General features: G+C 69.5%; 21 protein-coding genes. 16 read left to right on the forward strand and 5 right to left on the reverse strand.

The window, feature by feature from the left end; all coding sequences use genetic code 11:
• Window positions 1-44 precede the first annotated feature (44 nt).
• Entirely contained in the window at window positions 45-983 is a 939-nt protein-coding gene (locus tag AC1DE0_RS04235) for an AEC family transporter (protein ID WP_478097425.1), read from the forward strand.
• A gap of 184 nt (window positions 984-1,167) precedes the next feature.
• Here AC1DE0_RS04235 and AC1DE0_RS04240 read toward each other — a convergent pair whose 3' ends face one another.
• From AC1DE0_RS04240 to AC1DE0_RS04250, 3 genes are all read right to left on the reverse strand, one after another.
• On the reverse strand, window positions 1,168-1,911 hold the full coding sequence (locus tag AC1DE0_RS04240) for a hypothetical protein (protein WP_478097427.1): 744 nt from the start codon (window positions 1,909-1,911) through the stop codon (window positions 1,168-1,170).
• Window positions 1,912-2,083: 172 nt separating this feature from the next.
• A complete protein-coding gene (locus AC1DE0_RS04245) occupies window positions 2,084-3,523 on the reverse strand; it encodes an aspartate aminotransferase family protein (protein ID WP_478097429.1) in 1,440 nt (479 codons plus the stop codon).
• Window positions 3,520-4,032: an Lrp/AsnC family transcriptional regulator gene (locus AC1DE0_RS04250; RefSeq protein WP_442291616.1), complete on the reverse strand. Its 513-nt coding sequence runs from the start codon at window positions 4,030-4,032 to the stop codon at window positions 3,520-3,522. The genes AC1DE0_RS04245 and AC1DE0_RS04250 overlap by 4 nt, the downstream gene beginning before the upstream one ends.
• Before the next feature lie 113 nt (window positions 4,033-4,145).
• Here AC1DE0_RS04250 and AC1DE0_RS04255 point away from each other — a divergent pair, with 113 nt between their 5' ends.
• The 8 genes from AC1DE0_RS04255 (at window position 4,146) to AC1DE0_RS04290 (ending at window position 13,786) form a co-directional block, all read left to right on the forward strand.
• Window positions 4,146-5,594: a gamma-aminobutyraldehyde dehydrogenase gene (locus AC1DE0_RS04255; protein WP_478097431.1), complete on the forward strand. Its 1,449-nt coding sequence runs from the start codon at window positions 4,146-4,148 to the stop codon at window positions 5,592-5,594.
• 176 nt (window positions 5,595-5,770) lie between these two features.
• Window positions 5,771-6,964: a polyamine ABC transporter substrate-binding protein gene (locus tag AC1DE0_RS04260; protein ID WP_478097434.1), complete on the forward strand. Its 1,194-nt coding sequence runs from the start codon at window positions 5,771-5,773 to the stop codon at window positions 6,962-6,964.
• Window positions 6,964-8,100 (forward strand): ABC transporter ATP-binding protein, encoded by a 1,137-nt coding sequence (locus tag AC1DE0_RS04265; protein WP_478097436.1) that lies wholly within the window; start codon window positions 6,964-6,966, stop codon window positions 8,098-8,100. The genes AC1DE0_RS04260 and AC1DE0_RS04265 overlap by 1 nt, the downstream gene beginning before the upstream one ends.
• A complete protein-coding gene (locus AC1DE0_RS04270; RefSeq protein WP_478097438.1) occupies window positions 8,097-9,017 on the forward strand; it encodes an ABC transporter permease in 921 nt (306 codons plus the stop codon). Before AC1DE0_RS04265 ends, AC1DE0_RS04270 begins: the two co-directional genes overlap by 4 nt.
• 35 nt (window positions 9,018-9,052) lie before the next feature.
• The gene (locus AC1DE0_RS04275; RefSeq protein WP_478097764.1) at window positions 9,053-9,826 is read left to right on the forward strand and encodes an ABC transporter permease; all 774 of its coding nucleotides are present in this window, start codon (window positions 9,053-9,055) and stop codon (window positions 9,824-9,826) included.
• A gap of 20 nt (window positions 9,827-9,846) precedes the next feature.
• Entirely contained in the window at window positions 9,847-11,094 is a 1,248-nt protein-coding gene (locus tag AC1DE0_RS04280; protein ID WP_478097440.1) for a saccharopine dehydrogenase family protein, read from the forward strand.
• 123 nt (window positions 11,095-11,217) lie between these two features.
• Window positions 11,218-12,687: an NAD-dependent succinate-semialdehyde dehydrogenase gene (locus tag AC1DE0_RS04285; protein WP_478097443.1), complete on the forward strand. Its 1,470-nt coding sequence runs from the start codon at window positions 11,218-11,220 to the stop codon at window positions 12,685-12,687.
• 85 nt (window positions 12,688-12,772) lie between these two features.
• On the forward strand, window positions 12,773-13,786 hold the full coding sequence (locus AC1DE0_RS04290) for a DnaB-like helicase C-terminal domain-containing protein (protein ID WP_478097445.1): 1,014 nt from the start codon (window positions 12,773-12,775) through the stop codon (window positions 13,784-13,786).
• Between the two features lie 101 nt (window positions 13,787-13,887).
• On the opposite strand, the gene AC1DE0_RS04295 is transcribed toward AC1DE0_RS04290, so the two are convergent.
• Window positions 13,888-14,235 (reverse strand): barstar family protein, encoded by a 348-nt coding sequence (locus AC1DE0_RS04295; RefSeq protein WP_478097447.1) that lies wholly within the window; start codon window positions 14,233-14,235, stop codon window positions 13,888-13,890.
• On the reverse strand, window positions 14,232-14,720 hold the full coding sequence (locus tag AC1DE0_RS04300) for a guanyl-specific ribonuclease (protein WP_478097449.1): 489 nt from the start codon (window positions 14,718-14,720) through the stop codon (window positions 14,232-14,234). Before AC1DE0_RS04300 ends, AC1DE0_RS04295 begins: the two co-directional genes overlap by 4 nt.
• 87 nt (window positions 14,721-14,807) lie before the next feature.
• Here AC1DE0_RS04300 and AC1DE0_RS04305 point away from each other — a divergent pair, with 87 nt between their 5' ends.
• The 7 genes from AC1DE0_RS04305 to AC1DE0_RS04335 all read left to right on the forward strand — a co-directional run bounded on the left by AC1DE0_RS04305 (window position 14,808) and on the right by AC1DE0_RS04335 (window position 19,939).
• The gene (locus tag AC1DE0_RS04305) at window positions 14,808-14,999 is read left to right on the forward strand and encodes a hypothetical protein (RefSeq protein ID WP_478097451.1); all 192 of its coding nucleotides are present in this window, start codon (window positions 14,808-14,810) and stop codon (window positions 14,997-14,999) included.
• The gene (locus tag AC1DE0_RS04310) at window positions 14,996-15,148 is read left to right on the forward strand and encodes a hypothetical protein (protein WP_478097453.1); all 153 of its coding nucleotides are present in this window, start codon (window positions 14,996-14,998) and stop codon (window positions 15,146-15,148) included. Before AC1DE0_RS04305 ends, AC1DE0_RS04310 begins: the two co-directional genes overlap by 4 nt.
• A 29-nt stretch (window positions 15,149-15,177) precedes the next feature.
• On the forward strand, window positions 15,178-15,699 hold the full coding sequence (locus AC1DE0_RS04315) for a pyridoxamine 5'-phosphate oxidase family protein (protein WP_478097455.1): 522 nt from the start codon (window positions 15,178-15,180) through the stop codon (window positions 15,697-15,699).
• Window positions 15,700-15,724: 25 nt separating this feature from the next.
• The gene (gene dxr / locus AC1DE0_RS04320) at window positions 15,725-16,933 is read left to right on the forward strand and encodes a 1-deoxy-D-xylulose-5-phosphate reductoisomerase (RefSeq protein ID WP_478097457.1); all 1,209 of its coding nucleotides are present in this window, start codon (window positions 15,725-15,727) and stop codon (window positions 16,931-16,933) included.
• A gap of 95 nt (window positions 16,934-17,028) precedes the next feature.
• Window positions 17,029-18,375: a M50 family metallopeptidase gene (locus AC1DE0_RS04325; protein WP_478097459.1), complete on the forward strand. Its 1,347-nt coding sequence runs from the start codon at window positions 17,029-17,031 to the stop codon at window positions 18,373-18,375.
• Between the two features lie 48 nt (window positions 18,376-18,423).
• Window positions 18,424-19,584, forward strand: a complete 1,161-nt coding sequence (gene ispG / locus AC1DE0_RS04330) for a flavodoxin-dependent (E)-4-hydroxy-3-methylbut-2-enyl-diphosphate synthase (RefSeq protein WP_478097461.1) — start codon at window positions 18,424-18,426, stop codon at window positions 19,582-19,584.
• A 178-nt stretch (window positions 19,585-19,762) separates the two neighbouring features.
• Window positions 19,763-19,939: a hypothetical protein gene (locus AC1DE0_RS04335; RefSeq protein ID WP_478097463.1), complete on the forward strand. Its 177-nt coding sequence runs from the start codon at window positions 19,763-19,765 to the stop codon at window positions 19,937-19,939.
• Window positions 19,940-20,012 lie beyond the last annotated feature (73 nt).

Below are 20,012 nucleotides of genomic sequence, written 5' to 3' on the forward strand. Positions count from 1 at the left end.
ACCCGGCCGTCGCGTGTCGTGGCCTCGCTGACAGGATCGGTCGCATGGTCGGGGTCCTCGAGGGTTTTGCGACGATCGCGGTCATCGTCGCCGTCGGCTGGTTCCTCGCGCACCGGCGCATCCTCGACGAGTCGGCGCAGGTGAACCTCTCGCGCCTCGCCTTCCACGTCGCCTCTCCGGCCCTGTTGCTCACCGTCATGCAGCGCACGTCGCTCGACGCCGTGCTCTCGGCGAACCTCGTGACCTCCCTGATCAGCTTTGCGACGGTGGTCGGGATCTACCTGCTCATCGCCCGGTTCCGTTGGGCGGGAGGGGCGCTCGGGTCACGGCTCATCGGCAGCCTCTCGGCGGCATACGTCAACGCAGGCAACCTGGGCATCCCGATCGCGCTGTACGTCCTGGGCGACGTCGCCTGGGTGGCGCCGACGCTGCTCATGCAGCTGCTCATCATCACGCCGGTCTACATGGCGCTCTTCGACAGCGACGCGCGCGGCGAACGGCCGACGCTGCTGCGCAGCCTCCGCCGGATGTTCAGCAACCCGATCACGCTCGGCGCGGTCGCCGGCCTGCTCATCGCCATCTTCGACATCCACCTGCCGCGTGTCGTCGCCGCACCGATCGACCTGCTGGGGGCCATGGCCGTGCCCTCGATGCTCGTCGCGTTCGGCATCTCGCTGCGCCGCGGCCCCCGACCCGCGACCGGCCGTGGCGCCGAGCACGTCTGGACCATCGTCGGACTCAAGATCCTGGTCATGCCCGCCATCGCGCTCGGCGTCGGGCTCGCGCTCGGGCTGAGCGGCGAGGCACTCTTCGCCGTCGTCGTGACCGCCGCCCTGCCCACGGCGCAGAACATCTTCACGTATGCCGTCCGCTACCGTCGCGAGGTCAACCTGGCCCGCGACACCATCTTCGTCAGCACCTTCGCCTCGGTGCCGGTGATTCTCGGCATCGCGGCTCTCTTCCACTGGCTGGCCGGCGTCTGACCGGGTCAGGCCGCGGATCAGTCTGCGGATGGCGTTGCCCTGATGACACCGAACGGGGACTGATCCGCAGCCGGATCAGTGCGGAAGCACGCGGCAGGTCAAGCGGCGGATCAGTCTGCGGCAGGGGTCGTCGGGGCGACTCCGGGGGCCGACTGATCCGCCACCTGATCCGGTGACTGGTCGGTCAGAAGCCGCCGAAGTCACCGCCGCCGAAGTCTCCTCCGAAGTCGCCGCCACCGAAGTCGCCGCCACCGAAGTCGCCGAAGTCGGAGCCGCCGGCGTCCCCGCCCGCGTCGCCGGCGTCACCACCGGCATCGCCCGAGTCGCCCGCGTCGCCCGAGTCGCCCGAGTCGCCCGAGTCGCCCGAGTCGCCCGAGTCGCCCGAGTCGCCCGAGTCGGCGCTGGCGTCGCCGGCCTCCTGGGCCTCGGGGGAGGAGTCGTAACCGCCGAGCATCATGTCGGCGAGGGCCGAACCGACGACGACTCCGGCGATGGTGCCGAGCATCGAGCCGGCGATCATGCCGCCCATCCCCATGCCGCCGCCCATGCCGCGGCCGCCTCCGAACGCACCCTGGAGGTAGCCCGGCCGGCCCATCTCGGCGCGCGTGGCACTGCGGGCCAGGTCTGCGGGCTGGTCGCTGCGAGGCCGCTCACCCTCCGGAAGGTCCTCGTTGAGGCGCTGCAGCACCATCTGCCGCTGCTCCGGCGACAGCTTGCCGAACGCCTCTGCGTGCACGCGCTCGATGTCCTCGGGGTCGGCGGTGCGTAGGAGGTACTTGTAGCGGGCGATGGCGCGCTCGTCCTCGCTCGAGGCACCTCCACGCGGCGCCGGCACCTGGTAGGGCTGCCCGGTCGGGGCGGGAGCGGTGCGCTGCTGCTGTGTCTGCTGGAGCGGCTCACGCCCGAGCAGCTTGTCGAGGAATCCCATGTCGTTCTCCTTGCGTCGGCGTCGCATCTGTCGGATACCTACCCAACGAACGGCGACACCCAGCGTTCCGACCCACTCGCGCACTCTCCCACCAACCGGGTGACGCACGAAGCCACCCGCGAACGGGTGGCTTCGTGGCCGCGCCCCCACGGCGTACGCGAGGAGAGGCCCGTCAGAGGTGGTTCTCAGCCTCGACGAGCACCGAACGCAGGCGCGACTCGATGTCGTCGAACTGCTCCGGGCCCATGATGAGCGGCGGCGCGAGCTGGATGACGGGGTCGCCGCGGTCGTCGGCGCGGCAGTAGAGCCCGGCGTCGAACAGCGCCTTGGAGAGGAAGCCGCGCAGCAGGCGCTCGGACTCGGCGTCGTTGAAGGTCTCGCGGGTGGCCTTGTCCTTGACGAGCTCGATGCCGTAGAAGTAGCCGGCTCCGCGCACGTCACCGACGAGCGGCAGGTCGAGCAGCTTGTCGAGGGTCGCCTTGAACACGGGGGCGTTCTGCTTGACGCGGTCGTTGAGGCCCTCGCGCTCGAAGATGTCGAGGTTGGCCATCGCGACCGCGGACGACACGGGGTGCCCACCGAAGGTGTAGCCGTGCGGGAAGTAGGTCGTGCCGTGCTTGAACGGCTCGAACAGGCGGTCGCTCGCGATCATCGCCCCGATGGGGGAGTAGCCGCTGGTCATGCCCTTGGCGCAGGTGATGATGTCGGGCACGTAGCCGAAGTCGTCGCAGGCGAACATCGAGCCGATGCGGCCGAAGCTGCAGATGACCTCGTCGGAGACGAGGAGCACGTCGTACTCGTCGCAGATCTCGCGGACCCGCTCGAAGTAGCCCGCGGGTGGCGGGAAGCAGCCACCGGAGTTCTGCACCGGCTCGAGGAAGACGGCGGCGACGGTGTCGGGGCCCTCGAACTCGATGGCCTCGGCGATGCGGTCGGCTGCCCAGCGGCCGAACGCCTTCTCGTCGTCGCGCAGGTGCTCCGGGGCGCGGTACAGGTTGGTGTTGGGCACCTTGTGCGCGCCGGGCACGAGCGGCTCGAACATCTCCTTGGCCGCCGGGATGCCGGTGATCGACAGAGCGCCCTGGGGCGTGCCGTGGTAGGCGACGGCGCGCGAGATGACCTTGTGCTTGGTGGGCTTGCCGGTCAGCTTGAAGTACTGCTTCGCGAGCTTCCAGGCAGTCTCGACCGCCTCGCCGCCACCGGTCGTGAAGAAGACGCGGTTGAGGTCACCCGGGGCGTATGCCGCGAGGCGCTCGGCGAGCTCGATGGCCTTGGGATGCGCATAGCTCCACAGCGGAAAGAAGGCGAGCTCCTTCGCCTGCTTGGCCGCCGCCTCGGCGAGCTCCTCGCGACCGTGACCGGCCTGCACGACGAAGAGACCGGCGAGCCCGTCGATGTACTCGTTGCCACGGTCGTCCCAGATCTTCCAGCCCTGGCCCTTGGTGATGATGGGGACGGAGTGGCCGAGCCCTCCGGCGTCCTTCCCCTCGAACACCGAGTGGCGGGTGAAGTGCATCCACAGGTGGTCGCGCGCGGCGTCCGAGTGGAGCGCTCCGGTGGGAGTCCGGGTGTCGGAGGTGGGTTCCCAGACCTCGTTCGGGTTGATGCTCATCGTGTACCCCAGTTGTAGAGCTGCTTGTTGAGTTTCAGGTAGACGAACGTCTCGGTCGCCGTGACGCCCGGGATCGGGCGGATGCGGGTCGTGAGCAGCTCGAGCAGGTGGGTGTCGTTCTCGCAGACGACCTCGGCCAGCACGTCGAAGCTGCCCGCAGTCGTCACGACGTAGGAGACCTCGTCCATCTCGGTCAGTGCGTCGGCCACCGACGTCATGTCGCCGGACACGCGCAGACCGACCATGGCCTGTCGCTGGAAGCCGACCTGCAAGGGGTCGGTCACCGCCACGATCTGCATGACGTCGGCGTCGAGGAGTCGCTGCACGCGCTGGCGCACGGCGGCCTCGGAGAGGCCCACTTGCTGGGCGATCGATGCGTAGGACTTGCGGCCGTCGTGCTGGAGCAGCTCGATGATCGTCTTGCTCACGTCGTCGAGGTTGACCGTCGGTTTCTTCGCTCGTCCGCCCCCGGAGTTGGCCGCGTTGGCCACGCCTCGGATGGTCGTCATGTCCCGATACTGGCCTGTGGAACGCGCGGTTGGCAAGTGCTCACGCAACGGAATCCGAAGATTTGCCTTCGCAACCCTTCACGATTGCGAAGGTCTGCGTCTAGCATCCAGACATGACTTCGAAGCCGCGCCAGCTCCGCAACTTCATCGGTGGCCAGTACGTCGACCCCGAGGGTGACAGGACGACCGACATCGTCGACCCGTCGTCGGCACAGGTCGTGGCCACCTCACCGGTGAGCACCCAGTCCGACGTCGACCGCGCGTATGCCGCGGCCTCCACCGCGTTCGAGACGTGGGGCGACACGACCCCGAGCGAGCGCCAGACCGCGCTGCTGAAGTTCGCCGACGCCATCGAGGCCAGGGCCGACGACTTCGTCCGCCTCGAGGGCGAGAACACCGGCAAGCCGCACGCCCTGACCGCGAGCGAGGAGATCCCTCCGATGCTCGACCAGCTGCGCTTCTTCGCCGGCGCGGCACGGGTGCTCGAGGGCAAGTCCGCCGGCGAGTACATGAAGGGCCACACCTCTTTCGTGCGCCGTGAGCCGATCGGCGTCGTCGGCCAGGTCACGCCGTGGAACTACCCGATGATGATGGCGATGTGGAAGATCGCCCCGGCACTGGCCGCGGGCAACACCATCGTGCTCAAGCCGTCCGACACCACCCCCGAGACGACCCTGCTGCTCGCCGAGCTCGCCTCCGAGTTCCTCCCCGAGGGCACCTTCAACGTCATCACCGGTGACCGTGAGACCGGCCGCATGCTCGTCGAGCACCCGACGCCGGCGCTCGTCGCCATCACCGGCTCGGTCCGCGCCGGCATGCAGGTCGCCGAGAGCGCCTCGCGCGACCTCAAGCGGGTCCACCTCGAGCTGGGCGGCAAGGCGCCCGTCGTGGTCTTCGACGACGCCGACCTCGAGGCGGCCGTCGAGGGGATCGCCGTCGGCGGCTACTTCAACGCCGGCCAGGACTGCACCGCGGCGACGCGCGTGCTGGCCGGCCCCCGCATCCACGACGACTTCGTCGCCGCCCTCGCGGAGTACGCCAAGAACGAGGCCAAGGTCGGTATGCCGGACGACCCCGACGCGCTCTTCGGTCCCGTCAACAACCCGAACCAGGTCACGCACGTCTCGGGCATGATCGACCGCCTGCCCGACCACGCCCGGGTGGCAGCCGGGGGCCGTCGGGCCGACGGCCTGGGTGACGGCTTCTTCTTCGAGCCGACCGTGCTCGCCGGCCTGCGCCAGGACGACGAGCAGATCCAGAACGAGATCTTCGGCCCGGTCATCACCGTCCAGCAGTTCACGGACGAGGCCGAGGCGCTCGCCTGGGCCAACGGTGTGCAGTACGGCCTCGCCTCGAGCGTGTGGACCAAGGACTTCGGCCGCGCGATGCGGATGAGTCGCAAGCTCGACTTCGGCTGCGTGTGGATCAACACGCACATCCCGATCGTCGCGGAGATGCCCCACGGAGGCTTCAAGCACAGCGGCTACGGCAAGGACCTGTCGATGTACGGACTGGAGGACTACACCCGCGTCAAGCACGTGATGGCCAACATCGAGTCCTGACCGGGACTCGATGAGCAAGCAGCAGTCAAGCAGCACGCACGCAGTAGGCACGCGGACGCACAGGGCCGTCCGACTGCCCGGCCCACTCGGGCCGGGCGCGTTCACCAGCACGTGAAGGAGAAGGCGTGAACAGCCGTCGCCCCCCCTCGGATCCCGGTATCCGAGCCCTGGCCACCGTGGTCACATCATCCGGTCTCTCACGGCGTGGCCTGCTCGGCGGCGGCGCGGCCGGCCTCGCCGCGCTCGGCCTGTCCGCGTGCGCACCACCGCCGCCGCCGAGCGGGGGTTCCGCCGCCGCCGCGCCGACGTTGACGCTTCCCAAGGACGTCTCCGACACCGAGAAGGTCGTCAAGTTCGCCAACTGGACGGCCTACCTCGACTACGACGACAAGACGAAGACCTATCCCACCCTCGAGGCGTTCCAGAAGCTGACCGGCATCGCGGCCACCTACTCGGAGGACATCGAGGACAACGAGACGTACGCGACGAAGATCCTGCCCCAGCTGCAGGCCAACCAGGACATCGACCGCGACATCTTCGTCTTCACCGACTGGATGGCGAACCGGATGATCCAGCAGGGCTTCGTCCAGCCCCTCGAGCTGATCCGGATGCACAACGCCTCGAACCTGCGGCCCATCCTGCAGGACGTCTCGTTCGACCCGGGTCGCAGCCACTCGCTCACGTGGCAGAGCGGCTTCGCCGGCATCGGCTACCACAAGGGCAAGGTCGGTCGAGAGCTGAAGACGCTCGACGACCTCTGGGCCCCCGACCTCAAGGGCAAGGTCACGGCCCTGCTCGAGTTCCGCGACACCGTCGGCCTCATCATGTTGCGACAGGGCGTCGACATCTCCCAGCCCTTCACCGAGCAGCAGTTCCAGGCGGGCGTCGACGAGGTCTCCAAGCAGCTGGCCGACGGCCAGATCCGCCGGATCAAGGGCAACTCGTACCTGCAGGACCTCACGAGCGGCAACGCGATCGCCGGCATCGTCTGGAGCGGTGACATCGCCCAGCTGCAGGCGAACACCAAGGACGACAACTGGACGTTCGTGCTGCCCGACAGCAAGGGCACGCTCTGGAGCGACAACATGATGGTCCCGATCACGTCACGCCATCGACGCAACGCGCAGCGGCTGATGGACTACTACTACGACCCGTTGGTGGCCGCCAAGGTCGCCGCCTACGTCGCGTACATCTGCCCCGTCCAGGGTGCCCAGGAGCAGATGAAGAAGGTCGACCCGTCACTCGTCGACGACCCGATGATCTTTCCCACGGAGGAGTACCTCAGGGCCAACACCCGGAGCTTCCGGGCCCTGACAGCGGCAGAGGACCAGAAGTACTCCCAGATCTGGAGCACGGCGGTGGGCAACTGATGGCTACGAACACACGCGAGGCGCACGGCGACCTCGTCCTCGAGAACGTCACCAAGGAGTTCGCCGACTTCACGGCTGTCGACGACCTGTCGCTCGTCGTGCCACGCGGCTCGTTCTTCGCCCTCCTCGGGCCCTCGGGCTGCGGCAAGACGACGACGCTGCGCATGGTCGCCGGACTCGAGCAACCCACGGCCGGAAGGGTCCTCATCGGTGAGACCGACCTCACGGGCACGCGGCCGCACGAGCGTCCGGTCAACACGGTCTTCCAGAGCTACGCGCTCTTCCCGCACCTGACCGTCCGGGAGAACGTCGCCTTCGGGCCCAAGCGTCGCAAGGCTGCCGACGCGATGCAGCTGGCCGACGACGCGCTCGAGCTCGTCCAGCTCTCGCACCTGGCCGGCCGCAAGCCGGCGCAGCTCTCCGGTGGTCAGCAGCAGCGCGTGGCGCTCGCGCGTGCGGTCGTCAACCAGCCCGAGGTGCTGCTGCTCGACGAGCCGTTGGGCGCCCTCGACCTCAAGCTGCGCCGCCAGATGCAGGTGGAGCTCAAGCGGATCCAGAGCGAGGTCGGACTCACCTTCATCCACGTGACGCACGACCAGGAGGAGGCCATGACCATGGCCGACACCGTCGCCGTCATGAACGGTGGGCGGATCGAGCAGATGGGGCCGCCCGAGCGCCTCTACGACCTGCCGCGGACCGCCTTCGTGGCCAACTTCGTCGGCCAGTCCAACCTGGGTGTCGGGCGGATCCTCGGCACCGACGCCGACTTCATCATGGCCGAGGTCAGCGACACCAAGGTCCGGATCCCCAAGCAGCGCACGGAGATCCACGACGGCGAGCTGATGTTCGGCGTGCGTCCGGAGAAGGTCCGGATCCACGACTCCCAGCCCGACGCCACGGGAAACGACGTGCGGGCAACGGTCACCGACGTCTCGTTCAGCGGCGTCGCCACGCAGTACCTCGTCACCGTCCCGAGCGGCGCCAACTGGACCGTCTACGAGCAGAACCTCGACGTCGATCCGATCAGCGTCCGCCCGGGTGACGACGTGTGGCTGTCCTGGGATCCCACGCACGCCTTCGCCGTGCCGGTCGACGAGGACGGCCGCAAGGCAGCATTGGCGGAGGAGGGCGCATGACGACCGCCGTCGCGGCGAGCGCCCGCGAGGCCGGCAACCCGCAGCTGACCCCGCCACGCGTCGGCACCAAGCGGCGCAGGTGGACGCCGTACCTCCTGCTGATCCCCGGACTGCTCTGGCTGACGCTCTTCTTCATCGTGCCGCTCATCCAGCTGGGCTCGGCGAGCCTGCAGTCGCAGTGGCCCGGGGCTCCCGGCTACTATTACCGCGACGCCAACGTGGGCAACTACGTCGAGGCGCTCCGCACCTACGGCGTGCACTTCCTGCGCTCCCTGCTCTACGCCGGCACGGCCACCGTGCTCTGTTTCGTCGTCGCCTTCCCGCTCGCCTACGCGATGGCGTTCAAGGCCGGCAGGTGGCGCAACGTCATGCTCATCCTCGTCGTCGCACCGTTCTTCACCTCGTTCATCCTGCGCACCATCGCCTGGCGCCAGATCCTCGCCGACGACGGCTTCGTCGCCTCGACGCTGCGCACGCTTCACCTGCTCCCCGGCGGGCACATCACCGAGACGTGGGTCGCTGTCGTCGCCGGACTGACCTACAACTTCCTGCCCTTCATGGTGCTGCCGATCTACACCAGCCTCGAGCGTGCCGACCCGCGCCTGCTCGAGGCCGGGCGCGACCTCTACGCCGACCGGTTCACCAACCTGCGCACGGTGACGATCCCGTTGGCGGCCCCCGGCATCCTCGCCGGCACGCTGCTGACGTTCATCCCCGCCGCCGGCGACTACGTCAACGCCGAGCTGCTCGGCTCCGACACGAGCACCAAGATGGTTGGCAACGTCATCAACAGCCAGTTCTTCACGGTGCTCGGCGGCTACCCGACGGCTGCCGCGCTGTCGATCAGCCTGATGATCCTCATCCTCGTGCTCGTCCTCGGGTACGTCCGCCGCTTCGGGACGGAGGAGGTCCTGTGAGACGCGCACGCACCTGGGTCAGCGACCACCTCGCGATGGTCATCGCGGTGGGCGTCCTCGTCTACCTCTTCCTGCCGGTCTTCTACACGTTCGTCTTCTCGTTCAACAACTACCGCCGGTCCAACATCACGTGGAACCCGGAGGGCAGCCCGACCCTCAAGCACTGGGCCAACCCGTGCGGGGCGCCCGGGGTCTGCCCGGCCCTCGTCGAGAGCATCAAGATCGGGTCCCTCGCCACCCTCGTGGCCACGGTCCTCGGCACCCTGATCGCGTTCGCGCTCGTGCGCTACACGTTCAGGGGGCGCAGCTCGACGAACATCCTCGTGTTCCTGCCGATGGCGACACCCGAGGTGGTGCTGGGCGCCAGCCTGCTGACGATCTTCATCCAGGCCTTCCGCATGGACCTCGGCTTCTGGACGGTCGTCATCGCGCACATCATGTTCTGCATCAGCTTCGTCGTCGTCACCGTCAAGGCGCGCCTGCAGAGTCTCGATCCTCGCCTCGAGGAGGCGGCGTCCGACCTCTACGCCGACCCGCGTACGACGTTCCTGCGGATCACCTTCCCGCTGGCCCTGCCGGGCATCGTCGCCGCCGCCCTGCTGTCGTTCTCGCTGTCCTTCGACGACTTCATCATCACCAACTTCGTCTCCGGCAACGAGACGACGTTCCCGAAGTTCGTCTACGTGTCCTACACCCGTGGCATCCCGGCCCAGGCCAACGTCATCGGGTTCTCGATGTTCGTCATCGCGGTCCTCTGCGTCATCGCTGCCCAGATCATCGGCAGTCGACGTCGCGGAGCGACGGCCTGACCCCCTTGGAGTGAATCCTCTTGCGTGTCCTCATGATCGGCTCCGGCGGGGTCGGTGACGCCGCCGCGCGCATCGCGGCCGAACGCGACTTCTTCGAGCTCTGGGTGGTCGCCGACTACGACGCGTCGCGGGCCGAGCGCACCATCGCGGCGGTGGTCGAACGGCACCCTGGCGAGAGCCGGTTCGTCGCGGCGCAGGTCGACGCGTCGTCCGCCGATGCCGTCACCACGCTGGCGCGCGAACACGGTGCGACCCACGTGTTCAACGCGGTCGACCCGAAGTTCAACATGTCGATCTTCAACGGTGCCAAGGCCGCCAGTGCCGACTACCTCGACATGGCGATGAGCCTCTCGCAGCGCCATCCCGAGCAGCCGTATGCCGTCACCGGGGTCAAGCTCGGCGACGAGCAGTTCGCCGTGGCGGGCGAGTGGGAGGCCGACGGCCGGCTCGCGCTCGTGGGGATCGGGGTCGAGCCCGGCCTGTCCGACGTGTTCGCCCGCTACGCGGCCGACCACCTCTTCTCGAAGATCGACGAGCTCGGCACGCGTGACGGCGCCAACCTCGTGGTCCGTGACGACGACGGCAACGAGGTCTTCGCGCCGAGCTTCTCGATGTGGACGACGATCGAGGAGTGCCTCAACCCTCCCGTCGTCTGGGAGAGGGGGCGCGGCTGGTTCACCACCGAACCGTTCAGCGAGCCCGAGGTCTTCGACTTCCCGGAGGGCATCGGCCCGGTCGAGTGCGTCAACGTCGAGCACGAGGAGGCGCTCCTCATGCCGCGCTGGGTCGACGCCCGGCGGGTCACCTTCAAGTACGGCCTGGGCGACGAGTTCATCACGATCCTCAAGGTTCTCAATACCCTCGGCCTCGACCGCACCGAGCCGGTGCGGGTCAAGGGTGTCGAGGTGAGCCCGCGCGACGTCGTGGCCGCGGTCCTGCCCGATCCGGCGGGCATCGGCCCGCGGATGACCGGCAAGACGTGCGCCGGCCTCTTCGTGACGGGCACCGGCACCGACGGGCAGCCGCGGCGCACCTACCTCTACCACGTCGTCGACAACGAGCAGACGATGCGCGACTACGGGGCCCAGTGCGTCGTGTGGCAGACGGCCGTCAACCCCGTCATCGCGCTCGAGCTGCTCGCCCGGGGCACGTGGAAGGGCGAAGGCGTCCTGGGGCCCGAGGCGTTCGATGCCGTCCCGTTCCTCGACCTGCTCGCGGCACCCAAGCCCGAGGGCTTCGGCTCGCCCTGGGGTATGGACGAGCGCTGAGGGTCCGAACCGGTACGCGGTTCGAGGAGGTTCTCAGCGCGCCCCCGGGTCACGCAGCTGCGTCGACGCAGGAGATGGTGACCATCCGATGACGAAACACCAACGAGGACTAGGGTTCCAGGCATGGCAGCGGTGACGCAGAAGTCAGTGATCGACTCCGTGCCCAAGGGCCTCTACATCGGCGGCCAGTGGCGCGACGGCAGTGATGGCCAGACCATCGCGGTCGACGACCCGTCGACGGGCAAGGTGCTGACGCACGTCGCGGCGGCCACGGTCGCCGACGGTCGTGCGGCGCTCGATGCCGCCGTGGCGGCGCAGTCCGACTGGGCGAGGACCCCGCCGCGCGACCGCGGTGAGCTGCTGCGGGCGGCGTACGAGCAGATCACCGAGCGCGCCGACGAGTTCGCGATGCTCATGACTCTCGAGATGGGCAAGACGCTCGCCGAGAGCCGCGGCGAGGTGGCCTACGGTGCCGAGTTCTTCCGCTGGTTCTCCGAGGAGGCCGTGCGCATCTCGGGCCGGTGGTCGACGGCGCCCAACGGCGCGACCCGCCTCATGACCATGAAGCAGCCCGTCGGTCCGACGCTGATGATCACCCCGTGGAACTTCCCGCTGGCCATGGGTACCCGCAAGATCGGCCCCGCCATCGCCGCCGGCTGCACGATGGTCGTCAAGCCGGCCAGCCAGACGCCTCTGACGATGCTGGCCCTGGCCGACCTGCTGCGCGAGTGCGGCCTGCCCGACGGCGTGCTCAACGTCGTCATGACGACCCACGAGACCACGGGCGCCGTCATGGAGCCGCTCATCCGCGACCCGCGCCTGCGCAAGCTGACCTTCACCGGTTCGACCCCCGTCGGCCGCTCGCTCATGGAGCAGGCGTCGCAGGGCATCCTGCGGGTCTCGATGGAGCTCGGCGGCAACGCCCCGTTCCTCGTCTTCGAGGACGCTGACGTCGACAAGGCCGTCGACGGCGCGATGCTGGCCAAGATGCGCAACATGGGCGAGGCCTGCACGGCCGCCAACCGCTTCTACGTCCACGAGTCGCTCGCCGACGAGTTCAGCGCGAAGCTCGCCCGTCGGATGGGGGCTCTCACCCTGGGCAAGGGCACGAAGGCCGGCGTCGACGTCGGTCCGCTCGTCGACGAGAAGGCCCGCGACAAGGTCAGCTCGCTCGTCGACGACGCGGTCGCCAAGGGCGCCAAGGTGCTCGTCGGCGGCTCCGCCCCGAAGGGTGCCGGCTGGTTCTACGAGCCCACCGTGCTCGCCGACGTGCCCACCGACGCCGACATGGCGCGCGAGGAGATCTTCGGACCCGTCGCGCCCGTCACGACATTCCGCACCGACGCCGAGGCGATCCGCCTCGCCAACGACACCGAGTACGGCCTCGTCGCCTACCTCTTCACCCGAGACCTCTCGCGCGCCATCACGATGAGCGAGGCGCTCGAGTACGGCATGGTCGGCGTCAACCAGGGCATCGTCTCCAACCCGGCGGCCCCGTTCGGCGGGGTCAAGGCGTCCGGAGTCGGTCGCGAGGGCGGCTTCGAGGGCATCGACGAGTACCTCGAGACCAAGTACGTCGGCATCGCCTTGTAGGCCGCCGCTCCAGCGACCGCGCGGGGCCGGGCAAACTGCGCGAAACCGGCCCGGGCGACGCGGACGTTGTGGTGCAATCCCTTCCATGACGACTCAAGCGGGGCGCTTGGGAGGCGGGGCGCTTCGCTCGCTCGCCTCCCTGCTCGACGACACCGACTCGGCGCTGCGGCGTGGGGGTTCGGCCGGTGTGTCCGTGTGGTCCTCCGGCTTCCCGGCCCTCGACGACACGCTCACCGGAGGCTTCCGCGCCGGCGAGCTGGTGCTCCTCGGGGGGGCCCAGGGCAACGGCAAGACGACCATGGCCCTGCAGTTCGTGCGCAACGCCGTCGCCGCCGGACGCACGGCGCTGTTCTTCTCCTACGAGCACGAGGCGCCCACGCTCTTCGAACGCCTTGTCTCGATGGAGGCCGCCGAGCGCATTCCCGGCGAGGTCGCCACAGTGCACGACGTGCGACGAGCCCTCGAGTCCGAGTCGGGCGGCCTCACCCTCGAGGACGTCCTCACGCCGCTGCCCGGAGCGCTGCCGGCCCTCTTCGCCCTGGCCGACTTCGGCGAGCGGCTGCACATCCACGAGTCGAACGCGTCGACGACCCTGCCGGAGATCAGCCGCATCGTCGACGAGGTCGCCCAGCAGACGGGCGAGATGCCGCTGGTGCTGGTGGACTACCTCCAGAAGGTGCCGGTGCGCGAGGCCCGCGACGGCGACACCATGGCCGCCGCGGCCGAAGGTCTCAAGGAGCTGGCGCTCCAGGCCGGCCTGCCCGTCGTGGCCGTCGCCGCAGCGGACAAGGCCAGCCTGGGCGCCGGGCGTCGGATGCGCATCCACGACCTGCGCGGCTCGTCGGCCCTCGCCTACGAGTCCGACATCGTGCTCATCCTCAGCGAGAAGGTCGACATCGTCGCGCGCGACCACCTCATCTACGACCTCGGCAACGCACAGCGGTTCAGCGACTGGTGCGTGGTCACGGTCGAGAAGAACCGGCACGGCCGCGCCGGCGTCGAGCTCGAGTTCCACAAGGACTTCACCCACGGCCGGTTCCACACCGACGGCCAGGAGGTCAAGGAGCGCCTCATCGACGAGCGGGTCTTCGTGAACTAGTGGCCTCACCCCCGAGGACGTATGCCGTGGGCCCGCCGCCGGCGGTCCGCGCCGCCTCGCTCGCGTGACGCGGCGGCATACGTGGTCGGGGCGTGGAGGCGTCAGCGCGCGATGACGGTGACGTTGAGGTCGTCGCGCTCGTCGTCGACCTGCTCGAGGATCTCGACGACCGCCTCGTAGGTCGGGCGGTCGGCCAGCCGCAGCCCGTGGGTGCGGTCCCAGACGAGCTCGATCGGCACGCCACGGGTGCCCTCGAGGTCGCGGAGAGCGTCGAGGAGCGCGTCCCAGTTGTGACCGAACCAGTCGGGCAGGTCCAGGTCTGTCGCGAAGGCCTCGAGGACGCTGGCCTTGTCGTGCCCGCCGGTCACGACCCGAACGTCGTGGCCGAGCCAGCGCAGCTGGTCGAGGTGGTCGTCGGCCTCGCTGTGGCGGCCGAGGAATGTCGTCACGTGCCCTCCCTGACGCGGTGGAACGACGCGTAGTGGTCGTCGGTCCAGTAGATCTCGCCGCTGCCACCGGTGATCAGGCGTCGGGGTCCTCGGTCGTCGGATCCCGGTGTCACGACAGTGAACTCGCGGTAGTAGCCGCGGGTCTTGTTGGGCAGCAACCGCTCTCGGTTGTCGAATGTCCTGTTGTCGCTCCGGGGGTAGGGAAAGGGGCCCCCGGCCCGGATGAGCGTGAGGGTGTCGCGCGCCTCGCGGGGAAGGGCCGACTCAGACACCCAGGGCAGGCCCGACACGGGATCGGTGCGCTGGGTCGTCGCCGGCCCGGCGGCGCCACCGACCTTGCCTCCCACCGTGGTGGCGGCCGCCGAGCCGGTGCGTCCCTGCTCGTCGGACGGTCCCTGAGCCGCCCGGACGACGAGCCACGCCAGCACGACGAGGGCGACGACCATCACGCCGAGGAGGACCGGGCGTGGCGCTGCCGACTTCACCTCGCCATCATGCCCGAGGGCCGTGATCTCGCGAATCCGCTGACGGCGGGGGACTGCCCGGCAGACTGCCGGGCGTGGGCATCCTCCGTGGCCTCCTGGGTGGACCTCGAGCCCCTGACCCTCACGACGACGCTGGAGCCACTCGACGCCGCCTGCGTCGGCGTGCACCGTCAAGACGGCGGTCGACGTGGAGCCACGGTCTCTCTCGTGGTCGAGGCCGTTCCGCCGGAGCGCATCGTGGAGCGCGAGCTCACGTCGCCGCACACAGCGACGTCGTGACGACCATCCAGGCATGTGGCGACGGGAACCGGCTGACCGAGACGTTCGGCGGCTGGCTGCGGGACCCCGGCGAGCACTACGACCACGGCCCGAGGTTCTTCCTCGGCGGCGCGGTGTTCTACCTCGGCGAGGGAGTCGGCCAGCCCTGACGGTCGGTGATCGGGGCTACCGTCGGACCATGCTCGAGACCAAGGACGACACGGTCGCGCTCCAGAGCCTGCTCGACGCGTCGCTGGCCCGGTCCACGGGGCACCTGCGGGCGATCATCACCGACGGCCGCACGCTGACGGCCGAGCAGCTCACCGGGCTGCTCACCGGCATGAAGGTGCTGTCGGTCGCCACGGTCACCGCAGCCGGCGAGCCGCGCATCAGCGCCCTCGACGGCCATTTCCTGCACGGCACCTGGACCTTCGGCACGTCCGGCACCTCGGCCAAGGCGAAGCACCTCGCGGCGCGACCAGCGGTCAGCGTGGCGCACGTCGATGGTGAAGAGCTCGCGCTCTTCAGCCACGGCTACGCCGACCTCATGCAGCCGGGTCCCGGGCGCGACGAGGTCGAGGCGCACTGGACCGCCCACTACGGCAGCAGCCCCTTCTCGTGGGGCGACGACATCCGCCTGTACCGCCTGCGCATGACCTGGGCCGTCGCCTACGCCTTCCACCGCGACGAGCTGCTGCAGGCGAGGGGAGTGACGACCTGACCTGCCACTACGGAAGAATGCCGGGGTGACGCAGATCCCGGCACCCGCCCGTCGCCGCATCGTCCTGCTCGGTTCAACCGGCTCGATCGGCACCCAGGCCATCGACCTCGTCGAGCGCAACCCCGACCGGTTCGAGGTGGTGGGCCTCTCCGCCGGCAGCAACCTCGACCTCGTCGCCGAGCAGGCCGTCTCCCTGCGCGTGCCCGTCGTCGCCGTGGCGAGCGGCACCCAGCAGGAGGTGGCGCGAGCGATCGCGAGCGCGGCCGATGCAGCCGGCGTGACGGCATACGCCCCCGAGGTGCTCGTCGGCCCCGAGGCCAGCACGACCCTCGCTGCCAAGGACGCCGACGTCGTGGTCAACGGCATCACCGGCGCCATCGGCCTCGAGCCGACGCTCGCCGCGCTGCGCGCCGGCACCACCCTGGCGCTCGCCAACAAGGAGTCGCTGATCATCGGCGGGCCCCTCGTCAAGGCGCTCGCGGCGACTGGCCAGATCGTGCCCGTCGACTCGGAGCACTCGGCGATCGCGCAGTGTTTGCGGGGCGGGCGCGCCGACGAGGTGCGGCGGCTCGTCGTCACGGCGAGCGGAGGGCCGTTCCGGGGGCGCACGCGCGCCGAGCTCGCCCACGTCACGCCCGAGCAGGCGCTGGCGCACCCGAACTTCGCCATGGGCCGCGTCATCACGACCAACTCGGCGACGCTCGTCAACAAGGGGCTCGAGGTCATCGAGGCACACCTGCTCTTCGACATCCCGTTCGAGCGCATCGACGTCGTCGTGCACCCGCAGCAGATGATCCACTCGATGGTCGAGTTCGTCGACGGCTCGACGATCGCCCAGGCGGGCCCGCCACGGATGCTCGTGCCCATCGCGCTCGGGATGAGCTGGCCCGAGCGGATCGCCGACGCCGACGTGCCCTGCGACTGGACGAAGGCGCAGAGCTGGCAGTTCGAGCCGCTCGACGACGAGGCGTTCCCCGCCGTCGCGCTCGCCCGGCGGGTCGGTCAGGCGGGGGGCACGTGGCCGGCCGTCTACAACGCCGCCAACGAGGTCGCCGTCGACGCCTTCCACGACGGCCGCATCGGCTTCGTCGACATCGTCGACACCGTCGCGGACGTCGTGGACGCGTATGCCGCCGAGCCCGCCTCGCAGGTGCGTGACCTCACGCTCGACGACGTACTCGCCGCCGACGCCTGGGCCAGGAGCGCCGCCGAGCGCACCATCACCAGCCGCTGACCGCGGCTCGACCCCGGTTCGATGTTTCCGGCGGTCGCCGGTGGTCGTCGGACCATCGAATCGGGAACTCGGGGAGCGGATGTGACAATGGGACTGTGCTGTTTCTCGTAGGGGTCCTGGTCGTCGTCATCGGCGTGGCGCTGAGCATCGCGCTGCACGAGATCGGCCACCTGGTGCCGGCCAAGAAGTTCGGCGTCAAGGTCAGCCAGTACATGGTCGGCTTCGGACCCACCGTCTGGTCGCGCAAGCGCGGCGAGACCGAGTACGGCATCAAGGCCATCCCGCTCGGCGGCTACGTCCGCATGATCGGCATGCTGCCCCCGCGCCCGGGAGACAAGCCGGGTGAGCTGCGCACCCTCTCGACCGGCCGGTTCAGCCAGATGGTCGACCAGGCCCGCGCCGACTCGATGGAGGAGGTCCAGGCGGGCGACGAGGACCGTGTCTTCTACAAGCTCCACCCGGCCAAGAAGATCGTCATCATGCTCGGTGGTCCGGTGATGAACCTCCTCATCGCCGCGGTCCTCCTGACCGGCGTCATCACCCTCTACGGGCTGCCTCAGGTCGCCCCGAAGGTGGGACTGCTGTCGCAGTGCGTGCCGACCGCCGCCCCGACGTTGCAGGTGCCCCAGCCCAAGTGCCAGCCCGGCGACCCCGTCGCCCCGGCCAAGGCGGCCGGCCTGCAGGCGGGTGACCGCGTCGTCTCGGTCGACGGCAAGGCCGTCACCACGTGGGAGCAGGTCTCGGGCGCCATCCGCGACAGCCAGGGCCGCACCATGACGTGGGTCGTCCAGCGCGGCGACCAGAAGGTCCCGGTCACGATCACCCCCGCGGTGCTCCAGCGCGCCACCTACGACGACCAGGGCAACGCCGTCGCGAAGGACGGCAAGCTCGTGCTCGCCTCCATGGGGTTCGCCGGCATCACGCCCGGCCAGGAGCTGGTGAAGACGCCGCTGCTCCAGGCGCCCAAGTTCGTCTGGGACCGCACCGTCGACACGGCCTCGATCATCGTCCGCATCCCGCAGAAGATGGCCGGAGTCGTCCAGGCCGCCTTCGGCTCCGACGAGCGCGACCCCAACGGGCCGATCTCCGTCGTCGGCGTCGGTCGCATCGGCGGCGAGGTGGCCGCGCTCGACATCCCGGCAGAGGAGGGCGGCAACTGGCTCAAGATCGCCCAGCTGATCCTGCTCATCGCCTCGCTCAACCTCGCCCTGTTCGTCTTCAACCTGGTCCCGCTGCTGCCGCTCGACGGCGGCCACGTCGCGGGGGCGCTGTGGGAGGCGGTCAAGAAGGGCTGGGCCCGCCTGCGCAACCGGCCCGACCCGGGCTTCGTCGACGTCGCCAAGGGCCTGCCCGTCGCGTACGCCATGAGCCTCGTGCTGATCACGATGTCGGTGCTGCTCATCTACGCCGACATCGTCAAGCCGATCAAGCTGTTCGGCTGAGCTCCGCCCGCGACTGAGCCTCCCGCCCGGGCGCGACATAATGGCGGCATGAGCGTCTCCCTCGGTATGCCGCCGCTGCCCCCGCCGGTCCTCGCGCCCCGTCGCCAGACCCGCCAGATCCAGGTCGGCAAGGTGGGCGTCGGCAGCGACTTCCCCGTCTCCGTGCAGTCGATGACGACGACGCCGACGACCGACATCAACGCGACGCTCCAGCAGATCGCCGAGCTCACCGCCTCCGGCTGCGACATCGTGCGCGTCGCCTGCCCGAGCCAGGACGACGCCGACGCGCTGCCCGCGATCGCCCGGAAGAGCCAGATCCCGGTCATCGCCGACATCCACTTCCAGCCGAAGTACGTCTACGCGGCGATCGACGCCGGCTGCGCGGCGGTGCGCGTCAACCCGGGCAACATCCGCCAGTTCGACGACCAGGTCAAGGAGATCGCCCGCGCCGCGAAGGACGCCGGCGTCTCCATCCGCATCGGCGTCAACGCCGGGTCGCTCGACAAGCGGATCATGGAGAAGTACGGCAAGGCGACCCCCGAGGCGCTCGTCGAGTCGGCGGTCTGGGAGGCGAGCCTCTTCGAGGAGCACGACTTCCACGACTTCAAGATCTCGGTCAAGCACAACGACCCCGTCGTCATGGTGCGCGCCTACGAGCTGCTCGCCGAGCGCGGTGACTGGCCCCTGCACCTGGGCGTCACCGAGGCCGGTCCCGCCTTCCAGGGCACGATCAAGTCCGCCACCGCGTTCGGCGCACTGCTCTCGCGCGGCATCGGCGACACGATCCGCGTCTCGCTCTCGGCCCCGCCGGTCGAGGAGGTCAAGGTCGGCATCCAGATCCTCCAGAGCCTCAACCTGCGCCCCCGCAAGCTCGAGATCGTCTCGTGCCCGTCGTGCGGCCGCGCCCAGGTCGACGTCTACACGCTCGCCGACCAGGTGACCGCCGGCCTCGAGGGCATGACCGTGCCGCTGCGTGTCGCCGTGATGGGCTGCGTCGTCAACGGCCCGGGTGAGGCCCGTGAAGCCGACCTCGGGGTCGCCTCCGGCAACGGCAAGGGCCAGATCTTCGTCAAGGGCGAGGTCATCAAGACGGTGCCCGAGGCCCAGATCGTCGAGACCCTCATCGAGGAGGCCATGCGCCTCGCCGACGAGATGGGCGAGCCCGTCGACGAGGAGTCGGCCGGCGCCCCCAGCGTCACCGTCAGCTGAGTGCGCCCGCCCGGCACCATTCGGTATGCCGTGGTGCGCGAGCTCGCGGACCGCATCCTCGCGCTCCGGCCGGGGGAGCGGGTGGCGGTAGCGGTCGACGGCTTCGACGGCGCCGGCAAGACCGTGCTCGCCGACCAGCTCGCCGAGCTGCTGGGTCGACGTGCCGTACGAGGTCTCGGTGCCGCGGGGGAACGCTCGGTTCGGCGCAGGGCACGACCCGGACCCCGAGGCGTCGTCGAACGCCCGCTACGTCGGGGGTCAGCGCCTCTACCTGGCCGAGGCCGACCCGCGTGGGCAGGCCACCTGGGTCTTCGACAACACGGACCTGGATCGACCGGCCCTGCGCCCGACCTGACGGAGTGTTCTCTCGATCGGATGGGGAGGGGATCGGTGTGATCCCGCTCGTGACGGAGTGTTCTCTCGATCGG

It is taken from the genome of Terrabacter sp. 05T424 (genome assembly GCF_056396225.1).

What these genes read in the sequence shown, in the direction of transcription:
- ispG (WP_478097461.1), top strand. Translation starts at nt 18,424, where the DNA reads ATGAGCGTCTCCCTCGGTATGCCGCCGCTGCCCCCGCCGGTCCTCGCG.
- AC1DE0_RS04240 (WP_478097427.1), bottom strand. Translation starts at nt 1,911, where the DNA reads ATGGGATTCCTCGACAAGCTGCTCGGGCGTGAGCCGCTCCAGCAGACA.
- AC1DE0_RS04255 (WP_478097431.1), top strand. Translation starts at nt 4,146, where the DNA reads ATGACTTCGAAGCCGCGCCAGCTCCGCAACTTCATCGGTGGCCAGTAC.
- AC1DE0_RS04265 (WP_478097436.1), top strand. Translation starts at nt 6,964, where the DNA reads ATGGCTACGAACACACGCGAGGCGCACGGCGACCTCGTCCTCGAGAAC.
- AC1DE0_RS04290 (WP_478097445.1), top strand. Translation starts at nt 12,773, where the DNA reads ATGACGACTCAAGCGGGGCGCTTGGGAGGCGGGGCGCTTCGCTCGCTC.
- AC1DE0_RS04315 (WP_478097455.1), top strand. Translation starts at nt 15,178, where the DNA reads ATGCTCGAGACCAAGGACGACACGGTCGCGCTCCAGAGCCTGCTCGAC.
- AC1DE0_RS04235 (WP_478097425.1), top strand. Translation starts at nt 45, where the DNA reads ATGGTCGGGGTCCTCGAGGGTTTTGCGACGATCGCGGTCATCGTCGCC.
- AC1DE0_RS04270 (WP_478097438.1), top strand. Translation starts at nt 8,097, where the DNA reads ATGACGACCGCCGTCGCGGCGAGCGCCCGCGAGGCCGGCAACCCGCAG.
- AC1DE0_RS04250 (WP_442291616.1), bottom strand. Translation starts at nt 4,032, where the DNA reads ATGACGACCATCCGAGGCGTGGCCAACGCGGCCAACTCCGGGGGCGGA.
- AC1DE0_RS04245 (WP_478097429.1), bottom strand. Translation starts at nt 3,523, where the DNA reads ATGAGCATCAACCCGAACGAGGTCTGGGAACCCACCTCCGACACCCGG.
- AC1DE0_RS04275 (WP_478097764.1), top strand. Translation starts at nt 9,053, where the DNA reads ATGGTCATCGCGGTGGGCGTCCTCGTCTACCTCTTCCTGCCGGTCTTC.
- AC1DE0_RS04285 (WP_478097443.1), top strand. Translation starts at nt 11,218, where the DNA reads ATGGCAGCGGTGACGCAGAAGTCAGTGATCGACTCCGTGCCCAAGGGC.